Source organism: uncultured Henriciella sp. (assembly GCF_964005855.1).
Taxonomy (GTDB): domain Bacteria; phylum Pseudomonadota; class Alphaproteobacteria; order Caulobacterales; family Hyphomonadaceae; genus Henriciella.
In genome coordinates this window covers 1-20,451 of the sequence record NZ_CAXFSW010000012.1, presented here as the reverse complement: position 1 = coordinate 20,451, position 20,451 = coordinate 1, and the positions used below count along the sequence as shown (strand labels likewise).

15 protein-coding genes are annotated in these 20,451 nt (G+C 63.5%); 5 read left to right on the top strand and 10 right to left on the bottom strand.

Annotation, left to right across the window (positions count from 1 at the left end):
• Window positions 1-216 precede the first annotated feature (216 nt).
• A complete protein-coding gene (locus ABNU55_RS11880) occupies window positions 217-2,604 on the top strand; it encodes a transketolase (protein ID WP_348764378.1) in 2,388 nt (795 codons plus the stop codon).
• 26 nt (window positions 2,605-2,630) lie between these two features.
• Here ABNU55_RS11880 and ABNU55_RS11875 read toward each other — a convergent pair whose 3' ends face one another.
• The 7 genes from ABNU55_RS11875 to ABNU55_RS11845 all read right to left on the bottom strand — a co-directional run bounded on the left by ABNU55_RS11875 (window position 2,631) and on the right by ABNU55_RS11845 (window position 10,062).
• Window positions 2,631-4,277 carry a PepSY-associated TM helix domain-containing protein gene (locus tag ABNU55_RS11875; protein ID WP_348764377.1) on the bottom strand — a complete coding sequence of 549 codons (1,647 nt, stop codon included), beginning with the start codon at window positions 4,275-4,277 and terminating at the stop codon, window positions 2,631-2,633.
• Window positions 4,274-4,585: a hypothetical protein gene (locus ABNU55_RS11870; protein WP_290754359.1), complete on the bottom strand. Its 312-nt coding sequence runs from the start codon at window positions 4,583-4,585 to the stop codon at window positions 4,274-4,276. Before ABNU55_RS11870 ends, ABNU55_RS11875 begins: the two co-directional genes overlap by 4 nt.
• Window positions 4,582-4,863 carry a hypothetical protein gene (locus ABNU55_RS11865; protein WP_290754360.1) on the bottom strand — a complete coding sequence of 94 codons (282 nt, stop codon included), beginning with the start codon at window positions 4,861-4,863 and terminating at the stop codon, window positions 4,582-4,584. Before ABNU55_RS11865 ends, ABNU55_RS11870 begins: the two co-directional genes overlap by 4 nt.
• On the bottom strand, window positions 4,860-5,735 hold the full coding sequence (locus ABNU55_RS11860) for an alpha/beta hydrolase-fold protein (protein ID WP_290754361.1): 876 nt from the start codon (window positions 5,733-5,735) through the stop codon (window positions 4,860-4,862). The genes ABNU55_RS11865 and ABNU55_RS11860 overlap by 4 nt, the downstream gene beginning before the upstream one ends.
• Window positions 5,736-5,742: 7 nt before the next feature.
• Window positions 5,743-8,016, bottom strand: a complete 2,274-nt coding sequence (locus tag ABNU55_RS11855) for a TonB-dependent siderophore receptor (protein ID WP_290754362.1) — start codon at window positions 8,014-8,016, stop codon at window positions 5,743-5,745.
• 196 nt (window positions 8,017-8,212) lie between these two features.
• Window positions 8,213-9,013 (bottom strand): DUF4198 domain-containing protein, encoded by an 801-nt coding sequence (locus tag ABNU55_RS11850; protein ID WP_290754363.1) that lies wholly within the window; start codon window positions 9,011-9,013, stop codon window positions 8,213-8,215.
• On the bottom strand, window positions 9,010-10,062 hold the full coding sequence (locus ABNU55_RS11845) for a DUF6607 family protein (RefSeq protein WP_290754364.1): 1,053 nt from the start codon (window positions 10,060-10,062) through the stop codon (window positions 9,010-9,012). Before ABNU55_RS11845 ends, ABNU55_RS11850 begins: the two co-directional genes overlap by 4 nt.
• A gap of 139 nt (window positions 10,063-10,201) precedes the next feature.
• On the opposite strand from ABNU55_RS11845, the gene ABNU55_RS11840 reads away from it, so the two are divergent.
• On the top strand, window positions 10,202-12,367 hold the full coding sequence (locus tag ABNU55_RS11840) for a TonB-dependent hemoglobin/transferrin/lactoferrin family receptor (RefSeq protein ID WP_290754365.1): 2,166 nt from the start codon (window positions 10,202-10,204) through the stop codon (window positions 12,365-12,367).
• Between the two features lie 241 nt (window positions 12,368-12,608).
• Here the strand turns inward: ABNU55_RS11840 and ABNU55_RS11835 are convergent, their stop codons facing one another.
• A complete protein-coding gene (locus tag ABNU55_RS11835) occupies window positions 12,609-13,340 on the bottom strand; it encodes an HNH endonuclease (protein WP_290754366.1) in 732 nt (243 codons plus the stop codon).
• Window positions 13,294-13,590, bottom strand: coding sequence for a hypothetical protein (locus tag ABNU55_RS11830; RefSeq protein WP_348764376.1), 297 nt, complete (start codon window positions 13,588-13,590; stop codon window positions 13,294-13,296). The genes ABNU55_RS11835 and ABNU55_RS11830 overlap by 47 nt, the downstream gene beginning before the upstream one ends.
• 285 nt (window positions 13,591-13,875) lie before the next feature.
• On the opposite strand from ABNU55_RS11830, the gene ABNU55_RS11825 reads away from it, so the two are divergent.
• Window positions 13,876-15,324: an AMP-binding protein gene (locus ABNU55_RS11825; protein ID WP_290754368.1), complete on the top strand. Its 1,449-nt coding sequence runs from the start codon at window positions 13,876-13,878 to the stop codon at window positions 15,322-15,324.
• A 15-nt stretch (window positions 15,325-15,339) separates the two neighbouring features.
• Here the strand turns inward: ABNU55_RS11825 and ABNU55_RS11820 are convergent, their stop codons facing one another.
• Entirely contained in the window at window positions 15,340-16,848 is a 1,509-nt protein-coding gene (locus ABNU55_RS11820; RefSeq protein WP_290754369.1) for an MFS transporter, read from the bottom strand.
• A gap of 232 nt (window positions 16,849-17,080) precedes the next feature.
• Between ABNU55_RS11820 and ABNU55_RS11815 the strand changes: the two genes are divergently transcribed.
• The gene (locus ABNU55_RS11815) at window positions 17,081-17,803 is read left to right on the top strand and encodes a hypothetical protein (RefSeq protein ID WP_290754370.1); all 723 of its coding nucleotides are present in this window, start codon (window positions 17,081-17,083) and stop codon (window positions 17,801-17,803) included.
• Window positions 17,804-17,883: 80 nt separating this feature from the next.
• Window positions 17,884-20,088 carry an excinuclease ABC subunit UvrB gene (uvrB, locus tag ABNU55_RS11810; RefSeq protein ID WP_348764375.1) on the top strand — a complete coding sequence of 735 codons (2,205 nt, stop codon included), beginning with the start codon at window positions 17,884-17,886 and terminating at the stop codon, window positions 20,086-20,088.
• Window positions 20,089-20,451 lie beyond the last annotated feature (363 nt).

Genomic DNA, 20,451 nt, shown 5'->3' with positions numbered 1-20,451 from the left:
GTGCCTCCCCGGCAATGTTTGTCTCTACACGCGCCAGCTAAAGCCGACGTCTCTGCGCCTATCAAGTCACAAGCCCTCGAAGGGGCAGGCTCGGCTGCAATTGCCCGGGTTTCGCTATCCCCAGCCTGCTGCCGACACGGCTCGCCGGATGGACTTGGCGCGCCACTTCATGCCACACCCGCACACACAAGACTGTTGCAAATGCAAGGGCCAGCCATGACCGCCGATCTCGATCATCTCAAAACCATCGAACAGCGCCTTCTCTGGCTGTCGGCCTGGACGGTCCACAACGCCAACAATATCCGCAAGAAGGAAGACGGCGCGATCAAGGTCGGCGGGCACCAGGCGTCCTGCGCCTCCATGGTGCCGATCATGACGGCGCTCTATTTCAACACGCTGAAGCCGGAAGACCGCGTCGCTGTGAAGCCGCACGCTTCGCCGGTTTTCCACGCGATGCAATACCTGATGGGCAACCAGACGCGCGAGAAGCTCGAAAATTTCCGCGGCTATGGCGGCGCGCAGTCCTATCCCAGCCGCACCAAGGACACAGACGATGTCGACTTCTCCACCGGCTCTGTCGGTCTCGGGGTCGCGGCCACCGCCTTCAACTCGATCGTTCAGGACTATGTCGCCGCCAAGGGCTGGCTGGGCGACACGCCACTGGGCCGTCAGGTCGCGCTCGTTGGTGACGCCGAACTCGACGAAGGCAATGTGTATGAGTGCCTGCAGGAAGGCTGGAAGCACGACCTCCGCAACACCTGGTGGATCATCGATTACAACCGCCAGAGCCTCGATGGCGTCGTCCATGAGGGCCTATGGGAAAAGATCGACGCCATCTTCAAGGCATTCGGCTGGCGCACCGTGGTCCTTCGCCACGGCAAGCTCCAGCGCGAAGCCTTCAAGGAACCGGGCGGCGAAGCCCTGAAGGAGTGGATCCAGAACTGCCCGAACATGGACTACTCCGCCCTCACCTACAAAGGCGGCGCGGCCTGGCGCAAACGCCTGATGAACGACATCGGCGATCAGGGCGACGTTTCCGCCCTCCTCGACAAGCGCAGCGACGAAGAACTCGACGCCCTGATGAACAATCTCGGCGGCCAGTGCCTCGCAACGCTCACCGAGGCTTTCGACAAGATCGACGACGACAAGCCGACCGTCTTCCTCGCCTACACGATCAAGGGCTGGCAGACCCCGCTCGCCGGGCACAAGGACAATCATGGCGGCTTCATGAACAATCCCCAGTTCGCCGACTTCCAGAAGCGCATGGGCGTTCCGGAAGGCGAGGAGTGGGACAAGTTCGCCACCGTCGAGGACAAGGACGGCCTCCAGAGTTTCCTCGACACCGTCCCTTTCTTCGCCAAGGGCACGCGCCGCTATACCGCCCCCGCCGTGAAATCCCCCGGCCCTGTCTGGCTCGATGACCGCGAACTGGCCACCCAGGCCGGTTTCGGCAAGATCCTCGATGCGCTAGCCCGCGGCGACTCCGACCTCGCCGACCATATCGTCACCATGTCGCCGGACGTGACCTCCTCGACCAACCTCACCGGCTGGGTCAATCGCCGCTCGCTCTTTGCCCGGCGTGAGGTCTCGGACACCTTCAAGGAACAGTCCATCCCGTCCGCCCAGAAGTGGGAATTCTCCCCCGAAGGGCAGCATTTCGAGCTCGGCATCGCGGAGATGAACCTCTTCCTTCACCTTGGCCAATGCGGCCTGGCCCACAGCCATTTCGGCACGCGGCTCATCCCCATCGGCACACTGTACGATCCGTTCATCGCGCGCGGCCTCGATGCCCTAAACTATGCCTGCTATCAGGATGCCCGCTTCATCGTGGCCGGCACCCCGTCCGGCATCACGCTCGCCCCCGAAGGCGGCGCCCACCAGTCTGTCGGGACCCAGCTTATCGGCATGAGCCAGGACGGCCTCGTCAGCTTTGAACCGGCCTTCCTCGATGAGCTTTCCATCATCATGGACTGGAGCTTCGACTATCTTCAGCGCTCCGGCGAGAATGACCCGGACGAGCGCACATGGCTGCGGGATGAGACCGGCGGCTCGGTCTATCTCCGCCTCTCCACCCGCCCCATCGAACAGCTCGGCCCCCGCAACCGCGATGACGAAGAGTTCCGCCGCGGCGTCGTCGACGGCGCCTACTGGCTGCGTGAACCGGGCCCCAATTGCGAGGTCGTGATCGCCTATCAGGGCGTCATCGCCCCGGAAGCCATCGAAGCGGCAGGCCGCATCGGCAATGACCGCCGCGACATTGGCGTTCTCGCCGTGACGTCTGCGGACCGCCTCAATTCAGGCTGGACCGCTGCCCGCCGCGCCCGCGCAAAGGGCCACAGCAGCGCCCAAAGCCAGATCGAACGGCTGATGGCAAAGGTCCCGCGCGACGCGACCCTCATCACCGTCACGGACGGCCATCCCGCCACCCTCGCCTGGATCGGCTCCGTCGCCGGCCACATGACGGCGCCCCTGGGCGTCGAACACTTCGGCCAGACCGGCACCATCCCGGACCTGCACAAACACTACCAGATCGACACCGACGCCATCGTCAACGCCGCGAACCATCTGAGCGCCGGACGCCGGATCAGGCTGGCGGGCGGCTAGTCGCAGAGGGAAGCCCCCCGCGCGCCCTATTCAGCAGCGACATGATGCGCGCTCTCGGTCACAGCTGACGATCTCGCAGGTCCAGCCCACCAGATACTGTCTTCAGGCGCCTGCCGGATGCGCCGGCGCGTGCGATGGGCGGTGAAGAACAGGAGGCCCGCACCGGCCACCGCCGTGATCTCAACCAGCCAGGACTGGCCGGGATGTGTCCAGCCAAGGCCCGGCACGAGGACTGACAGCACGCTGACAAGGGGGATGCTGAGCGTCGCAACCGCCGCGGCCCATTGCAGCTCCACCGCGCTGCGAGCGGTCCCGCGCAGGAAGGCCCAGCCGATTGCGGCGATGAACACACCATAATAGATAAGGCTGTGCCAGAGTTCGAGATCCTGGACCCGTCCGGGCAGGAATTTGGCCGCCGACAGCGTCAGCGAGATGCCAGCGATACAGCCGAGCGAAATGCCCACCGTGAGAGCCCCCAGCACCTTTGTCTTGAGGGGCTGCACGGGGTCAGGGCTGGACTTGCGCGCCTTCTTGCGGCGGCTCTCGATCCAGAGAAGATTGCCCGAATAGAAGAGGAAGGCGCCAGCGAGCCCGAGGAAGAAATACCCCCAGCGCACCGGCACTCCCCCGAAATTGCCAAAGTGCAGCGCAAAAAAGCTCGTCAGGACCGCGCTTGACGCCGGCTGCTGCCCCGGCAGATAGGTCCGGGACATGATATCGCCGGTATAGGGATTGATCGCCGCCATGCCGAAGTCGGGGCCACGGTGACCATAGCGGTCATCAATCCCGCGAGCCATGACTTCAGCCTCATTACCGGGCCGGACCATATATTGAATCTGTTGGATGCTGAATTGCGGCACCTGTGCGTCCAGGCGGGCCAGCAGGTCCGGCAGCTCAAGGAAGTCGCGGGCCGGATCGATGTCGACATGATGGACCGGTTCACCCGCCTCGAACATCTGCGCGATCTGCCCGTCATAGGTAATCTCGTTCTGAAGATCATAGATCTGGTCGTGGAAGGCGAAGACCAGCGCCGTCAGCGCCATGATGATGTGGAAGGGCAGGCTGAAGACGCCGAGCACATTGTGCACGTCCAGCCACATCCGTTTGAGATTGCGCCCGATACGCAGGGCAAAGAGATCCTTCGCCACGCCCGGCAGAAAGACAATGACACCCGAGACCAACGCCACGAAATAAAGAAGACTGACGGCCCCCATGATCAGCATGGCCAGCTCATGATCGAGCGGCAGGCCGACCTGCTGGTGCAGCACGTCAATGAACTGCGCCACCGGGGTCGAGCCATCCTGCGCCACCACAAGCTCACCATTCGCGTCCAGCGCGGAGAACCAGGTCTCATTCGGCGCCCCGCGTGAGCGCCCTTCCGGCCAGACGAGCCAGCTCATCCGCGCCGGATTTGCTGCGTCGGTCTCGATATGAAGCGTGTAGCCTCCAGCCGCTTCGGGATGAGCGGCGATGGTTTTCTCGACGAGCTCGGCGCTACGCTCGAACGGGACCGGCGCTGGGAGGTCTGACGGCGGCGAGGCCCACTGTTTCAGTGGCCCTTCGAACATGGTGATTGCGCCAGCATAGAAGGCAATGAACAGGGCCAGACCCGAAAGGATGCCGACCCAGGTGTGCACATCCTTGTACATTTTCACGACATCGGCTCGGATCATGTCAGACCTCCCACCAGGAATTTGGCTACATACAGCGCGCCGGCGCAGATCACCGCGGCAAGGCCGAGCCATGCCCACGCCCTCACCCCGGAGCGGAAGAAGAAACACAGGCTCAGAATGAGCGCCCAGATCGGGGGCACCATCCACATGTTGAGCTGCGTCTTGATCGACGAGGCCATGAGACCACCGGGACCGGCCCAGGCCCAGACGCCGCTGAGCGCGATGGCGATCACGAAACCGAGGATCAGCCCGGCCGAGGCCTTGCCGAACCAGTTGCGGCTTGAATAGCGGAAAGGCCGGTCGCTCATGTCCGCCTCCTTTGGCCGGGACGCAGCACCGCCATCAGGAAAGGCAGACCGGACCATGCCGCCATAATGAGCGTCATCACGATGAAGACCGAGGCCGCAGGTCCGCTGACCTGAAGAAACAGGATGAGAGACAGGGCAGCGAGGCCAAAGCCAGCGCCGAGGCATGGACCAAGCGCCAGACGCTTGTCCAGAATGCGCTGGCTCGGTGCGCCAAGATAGAAAGCCAGCGACGCCGCAAGGGCAAGACCGCTCGCAAGCGTCAGGAGCGCAATTGTCATAACGGGCCTCCTGCAAAGGCATACATGACTGCCAGCCCGACGCCGGACAACATCGTCGCCCCATGCGATTCCTGCCTGAGGATACGCGCGTCCACGGACAATCCGTCCATGTCCGACCACCGCGCCGCAAGAGCCTCCACTTCACCGCGCAGGCTCAGGGGCGCTTCCGGCTGGCCGCTGAGAGCCGGTGGGACCCTGGTTTCCAGTTCGCCAGCCGTGATGACGACCCGTCTTGGCCGCTGGCTATCCAGCCGGGCAGCCAGGCCATCTTCATTCTCCAGGACGGCGCGACCGCCGAACCAGATGGATGGGCTTGCCATGACCCAAGTCTCGAAGAGGAACGGGTCCTCCAGTAGCGTGTCGAGAATGAAGAGCCCGCCAAAGGAATGGCCGAAGATCGCCTGCCTCGATTGGTCGATCTCATAGGCGGCTTCAATTTGCGGCCGTATCTCCTCGATCAGCGTCTTTCGAAAGGCATTCGCCCCACCGAGCGGGCGTCCGGCCCGGTCCTCGGTGAGCGGCGAGGCCGGCGTGTAGTCAAAAAACCGCCGTGTCGCCCCTTCATAGCCAATCGCCACGATAAGGCCGGCCTCGAAACCGTGATCGGCTGCATATTTGGTGAACCGCTCCGATGTGGCTGCGGCAATCGCAAACGTGTCATCCCCGTCCAGAAGGTAGAGGACCGGATACCCCGCTTCAGGCGGCGGGGCCTCAGGCGTGTGCACATAGAGACGGTAGGTCGTGCCTTGGGCGCTCTCCATTGTCCACGTCGCCGTCCGCTCCATGGTGAACGGGCGGGCTGACCCTTCCGGCGCCGCGGAGGCTGCGCCGGAAAGGGCAAACAATGTCGCAATGAAAACGAGGGCCTTCATGCCGGGCCTACCACTTGTATGCGACACGCGCGGTGACGACCCGGCCCTGCCCGTAGAAACAGGACGCCTCCGAGGTGCAGGTCGAGACATAGCGCTTGTCCTCGATGTTGCGGGCATTCACCGACAGCAGCACGCCATCCATGGAAGAAGCGAGTTCACCAAGGTCGTAGCGAAGGAAGAGGTCGAAGAGCGTATAATCAGGGATCTCGATCGCATTGCCGGAATCCCCGAAGCTCTCTCCGGTATAGCGCACGCCCCCGCCAAACGCGGCGCCGCTGAGCGGGCCTGACTCGATGCGCTGGTCGACGAAGAAGGAGGCAAGCGCATCCGGCACGGCGGCCAGTTCCTTGCCGTCCAGGCTGGCAGTCGGGTCGGAGACCTCTGTATCCAGCGTCGAGGCCGAGGCGATCAGGGTCGTTCCGGTGTCGAGCGAGGCGCGACCTTCAAACTCGAAACCTCGCACGGTCGCTTCGCCTGCCTGCACCTGGCAGACACGCCGGCCGCAGAGCACGCCATTGGGGTCCGAGGTGGGCACGTTTTCCTGCGTGATGTCGAAATAGCCAAGCGTCAGGTAGATGGCGCGGCCGCCTTGATAGCGCAGGCCAGCTTCGTACTGCTCGCCCGTGGTCGGCTCGAACAGCGCCCCGTCCAGTGTCGAGGAGGGATCGGTGACCTGCGGAAGGAAGGATTGCGAATAGCTGACATAGGGTGCGAGGCCATTGTCGAACAGATAGACGGCGCCAGTCCGCCAGGTGAATTCCTCGGCACCGGTGTCGAAGGAGGTCTCGGCCGCAGGGTTGGTGGTATCGGTGCTTTCATCATCCGCCCAGTCCTGGCGGCCGCCAATGGTGAAACGCCAGTTGCCGACACTGATCTGATCCTGAAGGTATAGACCCGTCTGCTCGCTGACCGCCTCGCCATAGATCTGCGGGTTCAGGTTCTCGAAATACCCATCCGTTCCGCGCGATTCAGGATCGAAGATGTTGTAAAGCGGGTCGACTTCCACATTGCGCGCGCCCATCAGCGTGACGAGGTCGCGCTTGTGCTCCCATTCGGTGTGGAAATAGTCGAGCCCGGCGAGCAGCGTATGCTCCACGGCTCCGGTCTGGAGCGTGTATTGCAGCTGGTTGTCCATGGCGAAGCCTTCGCTTTCGCCATCCCCCTGCACGGCACGGCGTCCGACGGTCTGGCCGGGAATGCAGTTGGCGGCGTCGGCCGGGTTCGGATAGAGCGCCGCGTTTTCAAACCGCGAACAGTCGGTGACCGTACCGCCTGACAGTACCGTCACGCGATATAGCGTATCGACCGTCGTGTAGCGGGCATTGTTGCGATAGGTGAGATTCGGGCTGAAATCATGCTCGAAGAAGGAGCCGACGAGGAGCTGGTCGCGGTCGAAATCGTTCCAGCCCGGCTCGCCAATATTCGCGTCATTGTCGATATAGCCGCCATTGCTTGGCTCAAGCGAACCGGCAAGCGGCAGGAACTGGAAGGTCGCCCCGCCCTCGTCGCGCTGATACTGGCCAAGCAGCGTCCAGCTCGTGTCGCTGGTGGGCTGCCAGGTGAAGCTGGGAGAGATATAATACCGGCTGTTCTCGATGTCGTTGATCGCCGTGTCGCCATGGCGCGCAAGACCGACCACCCGGCCCAGCATCGTCTTGCTCTCATTCAGCGGGCCGCTCGCATCGGCGCCGAGCTGATAGGTCCAGTTCTCAAGATCGGTATAGCCGGTCGCCTGGGCCAGCGCATTGAACTGCCGGGTCTCGGTCGGGCGTTTCGAGACGATGTTGACAATGCCGCCGGGAGCGGACTGACCATAGAGCACACCGGACGGGCCCTTCAGCACTTCAATCTGCTGCAGCCCATAGGGATCGAAGCCGAACCGGGTCCACTGCCCGCCCGTCGGCAGGCGCAGCCCATCGACGAAATTGTTGTTGGATGAGAATCCACCGGCGCCAAAACCGCGAATGGAGATTTCGTCGGTCCGGCTGTCGATGCCGGACGGTTCAGGCTGCACGCCAGCCGAATAGGAAAGGGCGTCGGCGATCGTCATGGCGCCGCGCAGGTCAAGCTCCTCACGGCTGATGATCGAAATGCTCTGGGGCGACTCGATGATGGGTGAGTCCGTCTTGGTTGTGGACGTCGCGGTCGAAAACCCCGTGGCAGTCACGACAATGACCTCCTCGCGAAGCTCCTTATCGCTTGGCTCGCCAGCTCCCTCTTGCGCAAAGGCGCCCTGCGCGACGGCAGCCAGGCAAATGCCGCTCATCAGAAATTTCTTCACCGGAATTACTCCCCAATCCATATACACTGAAGCCGCGCCTGTTAATGCGAGTTATTCTCATTTGCAAGGTGTGGTGTGGGGAAAAGCAGCATCCATTTCACTTTCATTTCCCAGCACCCTTTTCGGCCCGAGCGGGCGCAGGACGCACCCTGCCTATCAAGGCGTCCCCGCGTCCCGGGCCTTCAAGCGCGGCGGCCTAGCGGGCGCCCGGAACCTGCAGCGTCAGCGTCGTGGTATAGCTTCGCACGTCCGTCCCCGCCCCCTCTGGGGCAGGCGCGATGTGCCGCACCATGAGCAGATAGTCGCCCGGCTGATCGGGCGTAAACGCGACCTCGCCGCTTTTATCGCTGGTGAGGCTCGTATCGGCCTCCCCCTCTTCCCGGCCTGATGCGGGCGTGAAAAGGGTGATGTCATACCCGGCCAGCGGTTCTGAATCGAAGAGGATGTCAGCGGCGAATCTCTCGCCAACGCGAAGGCCCGCCGGGTTGTCCGCAGGATGTATGACCAGCCGGCCAATCTCGTTTTCCACCGGGGCGGCCGGGCCATCGCCGCGCGCCAGATAGATGTCGGACACCGTCGCCGTCTGGGACGTCAGCACCTCAGCCCCGTCGGGCAGGCTCTCCTTGGTCAGCCCGTCGCGGCCAAGCAGGAAATACTCGCCCTCAATCCTGGCGACCTCCCCCTTGCGGCCGAGACGTTCACCCGATGAGAGGCGGTAGACGCCCTCCTCTTCCAGCGTCGCCTGCAAAAGCGTCCGGTCAGGACGCTCCGCCATCCGGTCGAAATCCTTGCGCTCACCCTCGGGGGTGACGATCACCCACGCCTCGGAGGTCAGGCCGATTTCCATCTGCGGGAACGCATCGCTGAATGTCGCATGCAGCAGCACCTTTCCGTCCGCGTCCGTGCCTTCAGTGACCGGGACAAGGAACCCCGCATGGGCGAAGGCCGGGGCCACGGCCAGAAGTGCCGCAGCCCCGGATAGAAGCGATCTGATCATCCCTCACCTCCACCGGCCGGCGTTGTCGTCGGGCGAAGACGGCCCACCAGCGCGCCGACATCGGGCGTCACGAAACTGCGGATAACGGTCCGCGCTTCTGCCACTGCAGAGGCGGTATCGCGCTCGCCTGCCTGAACCTCACCGGCAAGGCTGAGCAGCGGATTATAGAGATCTTCGGTCTCACCCTTGATGGTGATCGCAAAGCGCGGATACTCCGCCTCGATCTTCCCCCACTCATCGCGCACCCCGGCCCAATAGTTCTCCGTGGCCGCCCAGTAGGCGTCGCCCACAGCGACATCGAAACCGGAATTGCGGCGATAGGTGTTCACACCGATCTCGCGGACGAGCGCCTGGGGCTCACCGGTCAGAATCAGCTTGGAATTGGTCTGCTCATGCACCCAGCCGTCGGGGGTCAGCGTGTGCCGGTTAACAGCATCGACCGCGTGATAGTCGTCGCGCGTGGTCATGTCGCGGCGCGGCAGCGGGCGCCACTCGGCGGGCGGCGTCCACTCTGCGATCCCGTCCTCATAGGTCCACTCGCCCACCGCGCCATAACGGGGCGCGTCATCCACCTGATACACGGTCTGCGACCAGGCCCCGGCCCGCTCAACGGCTGGCACATCGCGCCATTCCCAGGCGTTGCCGCCAATGAAGACCAGCACACGCTGCGGCTCATAGCGCCAGTCCTGACGCCAGTGCTTCACGACAATCGGATCGTCTTCCGGCCCGACGACGAGGATATGCTGCAGGCTGATGAAGTCCCCGGTGTCCTCGACCACGCGGACGATCTCATTGCCGCCGGAGAGTTTGCGGTCCTTCAGCTCATAGCCTTCCACGAAGGGCACCGTCTCGATGAAGTCGAATGTGACCTTGTAGTCGCCTGCCATCGCCAGAATGGACTGGCGGTCGCGCTCGAAACTGGCGGCCTCCTGGCCCGTAGACGCCACCTGAGCGGAAGCGGCCTGGCCCGAAACCGCGCCGCCCGCCGCGCAGGACGTCAGCAGAAACGCCGCGCAGGCGAGCACGCTGAATGAAGCCGAATATCTCATGATCTATCCCTCTTGATCTGCCCTGACCGGGCCCTCGATGACGCTCCTGATAATGATAGTGAGAATCGTTTGCAATAGCGGAACGCCTATGCAATGAGGCGACTGCAAATCATTCTCAAGTAAATCATGAGGGGAAATCATGTCATTCAACCGCCACCGCACACTCAGGGCCGGCCTGCTGATGGGCAGCGCGCTCATCCTGTCCGCCCCTGCCCTCGCCCAAAGCCCGGACCTGCCGGAGGATGAGGAACGCCGCGAAGAAACCGTCACCGTCTACGGCACCTCCAACCCGATTCCGGTCTTCGACTATCCCGGTCAGGTCAGCGTCATCACGCGCGACGACCTCGACACGCTGGCCCCGTCCGCCGTCTCCGATGCGCTGCGCGATGTGCCGGGGCTCGACTTCGCCGGCGGCCCCCGCCGCACGGGCGAACTGCCCAGCATTCGCGGCCTGTCCGGCCAGAACGTCCTCATCCTTGTCGATGGCGCCCGCCAGAGCTTCACCTCCGCCCATGACGGCCGCTTCTTCCTCGACCCGGCGCTGATCGGTACCGCCGAAGTCGTCAAGGGTCCTGCCTCGGCCCTCTATGGCTCCGGCGCGGTTGGCGGGGTCCTCGCCTTTGAAAGCGTCGATGCGGCTGATTTTCTTGAAGAGGGCCAGACCATGGGCGCCCGCGTGCGCCTTGGCTATCAGAGCGTCAATGAAGAGACCCTCGCCACGCTTTCCGGTTTCACCCGCCAGGGCAAGTTCGACGGCGTCGCCAGTATCGGCCTTCGCCAGTCCGGCGACATCGATCTCGGCTCGGGCGCCTCGCTGCCCTCCGATGACGACATCACCACGGGCCTTCTCAAGGGCAGCTACGCCCTGACCGACGCGCTCGACCTCGAAGCCTCCTGGCAGCGCTTCGACAATACCGCCATCGAGCCGAACAATGGCCAGGGCGTCGCCGGTACGGGGGACACCGTCCTTGACCGCGACGTTGAGAAAGACATCGTCACCGACACCTACCGCGCCGCCATCGGGTTCAACCCGGCCGCCAATGACTGGATCGACGCCCGCCTCACCGCCTACCGCACAGAGACCGAGGTCGACGAATTCGACCAGACCGTGCCCCGCACCACGCTGCGCGAGATCGAGACGACCGGCTTCAGCGCCCGCAACGCCTCCCGCTTCACCCTCGGTCCGAGCCAGAACACCTTCACCCTCGGCGTCGACTGGTATGAGGATGAGCAGGTCGGCACGGATGATCAGACCACGGACGGTACGCGCGGCGGCGTGCCCAATGGCAAGAGCGAGTTTACCGGTGTCTTCGCCCAGCTGGAATCGGTCATCGAGACCGGGGCCGGCGAGTTTCTCATCGTCCCTGGCGTGCGGTTCGATGACTTCGAAAGCAGCTCATCGGCCGCCCCCGGCGAGACCAATAGCGACGACGCCGTCTCGCCGCGCTTCGCCGTCAGCTATGAGCCGGCCGGCGCCGCGTGGTTCCGCGCCTTCGGGTCCTATTCAGAAGGCTTCCGCGCCCCGTCGGTGAATGAGCTTTACCTCGACGGCGTTCACTTCTCCGTCCCCCACCCCATCCTGTTCAATCCGGCGCGCGGCTCCATGGTGTTCGTGAACAATAATTTCGTGCCGAACCCGGATCTTGTGCCGGAAAAGACCGAAACGGTGGAGTTCGGCGCCGGGATCGACTTCCACAATGTCGTCGCCCGCCGTGACCGGCTGCAGGGCAAGCTCAGCTATTTTGAGACCGACGCCACCGACCTCATCAACCTCTCGGTCGATTTCTCCTATGACGCGACCTGTTTCGCGCCGCCCTCTTTCCAGCCCTGCACCGCCGGGACCACCAATTCGGCCAATGTCGACTCGGCCGAGCTTGAAGGCTGGGAAGGCGAACTGCGCTATGATTCAGACCGCTTCTTCGGCCAGGCGACCCTCTCCATCATTGAGGGCACGAACACCGCCGACGGCTCCGATCTCGGCTCACTGACGCCCGACCGGCTCGCCCTCAATTTCGGTCTGAAAGTGCCTGAATGGAACAGCCGCTTTGGCTATCGCATCCAGATCGCCGACGACTTCAAACGCCGCGAGGCCGACGGCACAGGCGGCTTCACCGTGTCCGAAGAACGCGACGGCTATGTCGTCCTCGACGTCTATGCCAGCTGGCAGCCCGACTTCGCCAATGGCGCCCGCTTCGACGTCGGCGTCGATAATATCTTCGACGAGAATTATGACCGCGTCTTCCAGGGCGTCTCCGAACCCGGCCGCAACTTCAAGGCCGCCATCTCCTGGCAATTCGGCGCCTGAGCCCAGTAAGCAAAAGGCGGAGCGCTGTCCCGGCGCTCCGCCTCAAGGCATCACCAAGTGTAACACGGCAGACTATCGAAGGAAGCTTGCCTTGCGTGCTTACTTGGAATGATCAAACTGTATTGAGCGCCTAATGGCCGAGGTTCCCCCCGCGCGACGCGACCTCATCACAGTCACAGAGGGACACCCGGCCACGCTCGCCTGGATCGGCTCCGCAGCCGGCCACCAATCATTTGATGCTTTAGCCAGCCTCAAACACCACATCCCGGTGATGCTCCAGATACCCCGGCAGCGGGCGAAATTTCGCCGGCTTCAGGCGGATATCCTCATTGAATAGCGACCGGACATGGTCCGGAACAACGATCTTCGATGAGACCATCATTGTGAGGTCGTCACGGAAGGAGATCAGCCCGCGATCAAAGGCCCGGTCATGCAGCGAATTGAGGCTGATGCCATTGCGCGGGTCGAGGCGCGTCTCCTCACGCGCCGACCATGGGATGATGTGGCTGGCCGTCAGAAGCGCTGGCGAGACCTTCCCCATCACGGCGCACTGATTGTCATAGGACGGCAGCACGATCTCACGAAAGGCACGCTGGTTCTGGCGTACCTTCACGACGCGCTCGGCTTCCTTGCCCTCGGCCACTTCGAGCACTGCTGACGGTTCGGCCTCCGCATAAAAAATCTCGCCCACCATGCGGCGGGCGCGCTCTATGAACTGCGTGGGATGAGACGTGAAATCAGCCCAAACCTCGCGGTCCAGCGAGGAGGCGTTGCCAAGCCCCTTGCGGTCTAAATCCTCGTCCAAAGACGCCAGATTAACGAGCTTCATTGCAAGCGCGCTCGGCGTACGCCCGATCTCTTCGGCAAGGGCGATGATCTCTGGGTTACCGCTATGCAGCCGCCCGAAAGGCAGCCGCGTATAGAGCTCAATCGCGAGCGTGACTTCCCTGCGATCCCAGTTCCTGCGCGCCATTCCGCTCTCGACCATTCCCATCTCGAATGGTCGAGACTAGCGCATTGGCGCGATTACGAAAGTCTTGCGGCAAACCCTCCGCGCTGGCCGCTTCCTGCAGCAGCGCGAGCATGTCCGGCGCAGCCGACATCAGGCGCACCACACTCTCCTCTTCCGGCCCGAGGCAAGGGTTGAGGATGGCTGCGAGATAGCCGTCACTAAGCTCAAGCACGCGGCAGTCTTCGCCTGCCTCCTCCAACAGAAGGTTCACGATCTCGGCCGTGTCTCTCGCAGCATCGTGTAAGCGCATGAGTGGAGTATCGCGCGCCCCCTAAAACTAAAGCGTGTTTTTATTATATTTTCCCCTTTTGAGGGGTTTGACTGAGGCCACACCCCGCCTCAACGTCCCAAAGGCCGCATGGTGAGCAAAGTCGAACCAAGGCCCCGCGACGCTCCCCTCAAAATCCCCACCTTTCCCTCAGCGCCCAAATCGCTACGGTCCGGCCCAGCACCATGAACCGGCCGTCGCAGACGGCCTGCCCCGGAGGAGACATCCATGCCCGTCCTGTCGCTCTCGCAAATCCTCGCCCACTGGGCCGATATCCAGCCAGAGCGGGTCGCCATCGATCATGAGGGCCAGCAGATCAGCTGGGAGCATCTGGAGGGGCGCACCAGCCGGCTCGCGCGGGCCTATGCCGACCTCGGCGTCAGGGAAAACGACTTCGTCACCATTGCCCTGCCCAACAGTCTGGAATTCTTCGAGGCGGTGTTCGCTGCCTGGAAGCTCGGCGCGACGCCCCAGCCTGTCTCGGCCCGCCTGCCGAAATATGAGCGCGACCAGATCGTCGCGCTGGCGAAGCCCGCCCTCGTGGTCGGCGTGGAGGCGGACGAATATGCGCCCATCCCCTCCATACCGGCGGGCTTCACGCCGCACGCCGCCCTGCCCGATACGCCCCTGCCGGAGAAGACCGCCCGCTCCTTCAAGGCGATGACGTCCGGCGGCTCGACGGGCCAGCCGAAACTCATCGTCTCGAAGCTTCCGGCCGAGTGGGACACCAATATGGAGTTCCTGCAGATCCGCAATCAGGGCTCGATGCTGATCCCGGGGCCTCTCTATCATAATGGCCCCTTCATGTGGGCCGTGATCGCTCTCTTCAAGGGCGCCACCGTCGCCGTCACCACGCGGTTCGATGCGGAGAAGACGCTGGAGCTGATCGACCGGATGAAGATCGAGACCGCCTATATGGTGCCGACCATGATGCGCCGGATCTGGGCCCTGCCCGAAGAGGTGCGGGCGCGCTATGACGTCTCGAGCCTGACCGCGCTCTGGCACCTAGCCGCGCCCTGCCCGCCCTGGCTGAAGGAGGCCTTCATCGAATGGCTGGGGCCGGAGGTGATCTGGGAGCTTTATGGCGGCACCGAGGGACAGGGCTCGACCACGATCCAGGGCACCGAATGGCTGACCCACAGGGGCAGTGTCGGCAAGCCGGTGGAAACCTGCGAGATCAAGATTTTCAGCGAGGATGGCGCAGAGCTGCCGCCCGGCGAGGTGGGCGAGGTGTTCCTGCGCCCGCTCGCAGGCCAGGGCAGCTCCTATTATTATCTCGGCGCCGAGGCGAAGGCCATTGAAGGCGGCTGGGAAAGCCTCGGCGATATGGGCTGGATGGATGAGGAGGGCTATCTCTACCTCACCGACCGGCGCTCCGACATGATCGTCGTGGGCGGGGCGAACATCTATCCGGCAGAGATCGAGGCCGCGCTCGATGCCTTTCCCGGCGTGCGCAGTTCTGCCGTGATCGGCCTGCCGGATGAGGATATGGGCGCGCGCCTGCACGCCATTGTCGACATGCCGGACCGTGACCTCGATGAGGCCGCCCTGATGGCCCATCTGAAAGAGCGGCTGGTCACCTACAAGCTGCCGAAATCCATCGAACTTGTCCGCGAGCCCCTGCGCGACGATGCTGGCAAGACCCGCCGCAAGGCCCTGCGCGAGGCACGGCTCTAGCAGCCTCAGCGCCTATTATGCCTGGCTGTCAGCTTGCTTCGCTGCGGCGAGGCGGGCCGCGCGCCGTTCCAGGCTCGCACGCAGGCGCGCATGGCGCTCAGGGGTCAGCGGATAGCTCCAGATGAGCGGCACGGCGAGGCTGTAGAGGGCAATCGGGCCAAGGCAATAGACCAGTCGGAGCGCAAGGACGCCCTGCTCTGCCGACGCGCTGGCGCCCATCGCCTGATAGCCGAGCAGACCGACAATATTGAGCGCGACGCCAGTGAAGATGGCCGCCGCCAGCTTCTCGGACAGGCCGATGACCGCGAAATAGGCGCCGGCCCGCCGCCCGCCAGAGCGCGCGCTGTCGACATCGACCACATCGGCAAGCATTGCCAGGGGCAGGAATTGAAGGCCGCCAAAGGCGAACCCTTTCATCAGGAAGAGGCAGAAGAAGGCGAAATAGTCGCCATAGCCGAGGAAGAGGTTTGCGGCGCTGACAAAGCTTACAAAACCGAGCGTGCCAAGAAAGGCGCGGTGCTTGCCAACCTTGCGTCCCATCCATAGCCAGAACGGGATCGCGGCGATCCCTGCCACGAAATAAAGGAAATAGGCCGCCCCGATTGTCGGAATGCCGACAATGTCGCGAATAAAGAACAGCGAGACCGCATTGCGCAGGCTCTCTCCAGCGACCACCAGGAAAGCAATCATCAGGACCCGGCGCATCGGCCCGTTCCGCCACATATGCCGGAACCCTTCGATGACGGGGACCCGTTCGCGGGCGGCCGGCGGCGGCTCCTTCACGGTCGTGACCACAAGCAGCGTCAGAAGCGGCACCGCGACAATGATCGTGATCGCGAGCCAGTACAGAACCGGCCTCACAAGCGCGGAGCGGTCGCTGGGCACCCGGTTCATGATCTCGCCGGAAAACGCGCCAATCATATCGCGCCACATGGCGGTGAAGACTTCTGCCACCGCGCCGCCATCGGCGAGGATTTCCACCACCATGGGCACCGCAGCGGCAAGCAGCAGTCCGCCCAGCACAAAGACTTCCCGCACGGCCGTTATGCGGCTGCGGACATGATAATCTGCGGACAGCTCTGCGCCCCAGGCCCGGAACGGAATCTGGATCATGGTCGCCGATGCGAAGAACGCCGTCAGCCAGCAGAGCAGATAGAGCACCCCGGCGCCGTCAGGCGGCACGAACAGGAACCAGGCCGACACCATAAGACAGGGCGCGCCGAGCACCATGTAAGGCTTGCGCCGGCCAAACCGCGTGCGTCCGCGATCAGAGATCTCTCCCATGAGCGGATCGGTAAAAACGTCCGTAAAGCGCGCCAGCATCAGGAGCGTGCCGACAAGCGCAAGACTGCCAAGGCTCGCGCCATAATAAGGCGGCAGCCAGATGGCCAGCGGGTATCCATAGATCGCCAGCGGGATCGCCAGCGAGCCGTGCAGATAGATCGCGCGCCGGCTCAGCCCATCATGCGCCGATGGAGATTTCACTGCAGCGGCCGCCGCAGCCTCAGGGTCCACAATCGCCATGACGCCAATTCCTCCTGTTCGTGTGCCTTTAGTCGTCTTCGCGCTGGCACATCGTTATTCATCCACTCCAGATTGTTGCGATGACCTTGTCAATCCCGGCCGGGGCCGAGCCTGTCCGCCTCCGCTGGTCCAGCGCCGCACCTGCGGCCGGCCAGCTGACACTCCCCCACTTCACAGAACCCGGCGACCTCGGATACGTTCGTCTCGCCGGACAATCCGAAGAGGACCTGACATGCTGAAGCGCCCTGTGACCGCCCTCCTGCTGGGCACCGCCCTTGCCGCCTGCTCCGAGCCGATGGAGCGGCCCGCCACGCCGGAAGAGGCAGCCGCTGCAGAAGAGAGCAAGACGGCCGAAATCCCCAAGCCGGAGATCCGCGACGCCAAGGGCATCTCGCCGCAGAAGACCGATGAGGACACGGACGCCGCGCCGCTCTTCGACCCGCGCGAGGTCGAGGCCGCCACCGCGAAATTCGCCGCCGGAAATGCCACCCGGCCCGAAGCGATTGAAGACGCCCGCGTGCTTGGCAGGGCCAGCGGCTCCTTCACCGCGCCGGGCGCCAATGAGACCGCCTGGCTGGTCGAACCGCAGGAGACCGGCGAGGACACAACCGTCCCGCGCCTCGTCCTCGTCTCGATTGGCGGCATCACGCAGGAAGTCGCCCTCGACAGCGACGCGGCCGGCGCGCAGATCGTCGCCGCGCCCGACACCAACCAGGACGGGCTGACCGAGCTTCTCCTCTACACCACCACAGAGGACGACACAGGCCTCACCGGCCGCGCCACCCATCTCAGCCTGCGCAGCGGCGAGCTGGAGATCCTCGCCAGCTGGGACCTCCTCACCGACCCCTGCGCCGGCACCGATACCCCGCCAGAAGCAGAGCGCACCGGCAGCGTGCTGATGCTCGATGCCGACAGCGGCGCGCTCAGCGAGGACGCCTTCACCGCCCCCTGCTAGCGGCCCGGCGGAACAGACAGCAGCACCGCCCGCAGAGAGGGGCCTTTACGCGCCCCCCGCCCTGCACCATCTTGCTGTTCATGTCCCGTTCCACTTCCGGCGTCTCGGACGCCTCCGCCACCTTCAACTGGTCCGGCGCCGCCCGCGATGCGGCGGGCGGCCTGCCATCCGACAACTGGACGCCGCACAGGCCCGACCGCCAGTGGGAGAAGATCGAGGGCGGCAAGCGCTTCCGCGTCGCCTCCGACTATGAGCCGGCCGGCGACCAGCGCACCGCGATCCCCGAACTCGTCGAGGGTATCCAGAATGGCGAGCGCGACCAGGTCCTCCTCGGCGCGACCGGCACCGGCAAGACCTTCACCATGGCCAAGGTGATCGAGGCGGTGCAGCGCCCGGCCCTCATCCTCGCGCCCAACAAGACGCTCGCGGCCCAGCTCTATGGCGAGATGAAATCCTTCTTCCCGGACAATGCGGTGGAGTATTTCGTCTCCTATTACGACTACTACCAGCCGGAAGCCTACGTCCCCCGCTCGGACCTCTATATCGAGAAGGAATCCTCCATCAACGAGGCGATCGACCGGATGCGCCACTCGGCGACCCGCGCGATCCTGGAGCGTGATGACGTCATCATCGTCGCCTCGGTCTCCTGCATCTACGGTATCGGCTCGGTCGAGACCTACACCTCGATGACCTTCAAGCTTGAGGAAGGCCAGCAGATCGACCCGCGCGAGGTGACGCAGAAGCTCGTCGCCCTGCAATACACCCGCAATGACGCCGCCTTCCAGCGCGGCACCTTCCGCCTCAAGGGCGACGTGCTCGACATCTTCCCGGCCCACTATGACGACTGCGCCTGGAAGCTCTCCTTCTTCGGCGACGAGCTGGAAAGCATTGTCGAGTTCGACCCCCTCACCGGCAAGAAGATCCAGGACCTGCCGGCCATCAAGCTCTACGCCAACAGCCACTATGTGACGCCGCGCCCAACGCTCAACAATGCCGTCAGCTCGATCAAGAAAGAGCTGAAAGAGACGATCGAGCATTTCGAGAAGCACAACAAGCTGCTCGAGGCCCAGCGCATCGAACAGCGCGTCACCTATGACATGGAAATGATGGCCGCGACCGGCTCCTGTAACGGCATCGAGAACTATAGCCGCTACCTCACGGGCCGCCTGCCGGGTGAGCCGCCGCCAACCATGTTCGAATATCTGCCGGAAAACGCCCTCGTCTTCGTCGATGAGAGCCACCAGACCGTTCCCCAGATCGGCGCCATGTTCAAGGGCGACTTCAACCGCAAGTCCACCCTCGCCGAATACGGCTTCCGCCTGCCGTCCTGTATCGACAACCGCCCGCTCAAATTCCCCGAATGGGAAGCGATGCGGCCCCAGACCGTCCACGTCTCCGCCACCCCCGGCAAGTGGGAGCTGGAACAGACCGGCGGCGTGTTTACCGAACAGGTCATCCGCCCCACCGGCCTCATCGACCCGCCGGTCGAGGTCCGCCCCGTGACGGGCACGAAGGACAATGGCAATATCAACCAGGTCGACGATCTCCTCGCCGAGGTGAAGGAGACCGCCGCGAAGGGTTTCCGCTCCCTCGTCACCACGCTGACCAAGAAGATGGCCGAGGACCTCACCGAATACCTGCACGAACAGGGCGTGAAGGTGCGCTACATGCACTCCGACATCGACACGGTGGAGCGGATCGAGATCATCCGCGACCTGCGCCTCGGTGAGTTCGACGTGCTGGTCGGCATCAACCTGCTGCGCGAGGGGCTCGACATCCCCGAATGCGCCTTTGTCGGCATTCTCGACGCCGACAAGGAAGGCTTCCTGCGCTCGGAAACCTCGCTGGTCCAGACCATCGGCCGCGCCGCCCGCAACTCAGAAGCGCGCGTCGTCCTCTATGCCGACAAGATCACCGGCTCGATGGAACGCGCCATGGAAGAGACCCAGCGGCGCCGCGAGAAACAGATCGCCCATAATGAAGAACACGGCATCGTGCCGACCACGATCGTCCGCGCCGTCGCCGACATCCTCGCCGACCTCGGCGAAAAGCCCGGCGGCAAGAGCCAGCAGCTCAAGGGCGGCAAATCCCGCCGCCTCCCCGCCCGCGGCATGGCCGAAGAAGCCGTCGCCAAACTGGAGCCGGGCTCAGGCCACAACGTCCAGGCCGTCATCGCCAGCCTCGAGAAACAGATGCGCGAAGCCGCGGCGAACCTCGAATTCGAGGAAGCCGCTAGACTACGCGACGAAGTCAAAAAGTTACGCGAAGGCGAATTGGGACTTTAAACCCGCATCCTGGCCGGAGCCTGCCCCGGCGAAGGCCGGGGTCGAAGGATGAGGGTTCGATGCGACCCGCAGGCGTAATTCGGTCCAATGGACCGAATTTAGCATCGGATGCTAGATTACTTGATGAGGTTAAGTAGCTGCGCGAAGGCGAACTCGGTCTCTAAACCCGCATCCTGAGCAAACTCGGAGGGTGAGGGTTCGACCCGGAGTGAGGCGCAATATCTGCAATGCGTTGATAGATAAATCTAACTTATCGCTTCAGATCAAATCTGACCGAGCCAAATTTACTATTTTGAATGAGCTGATCTCGGAAATTTTTCCGAGGATTGAATATTCTCTTTATAGTAGATAAAAATAGGGGTC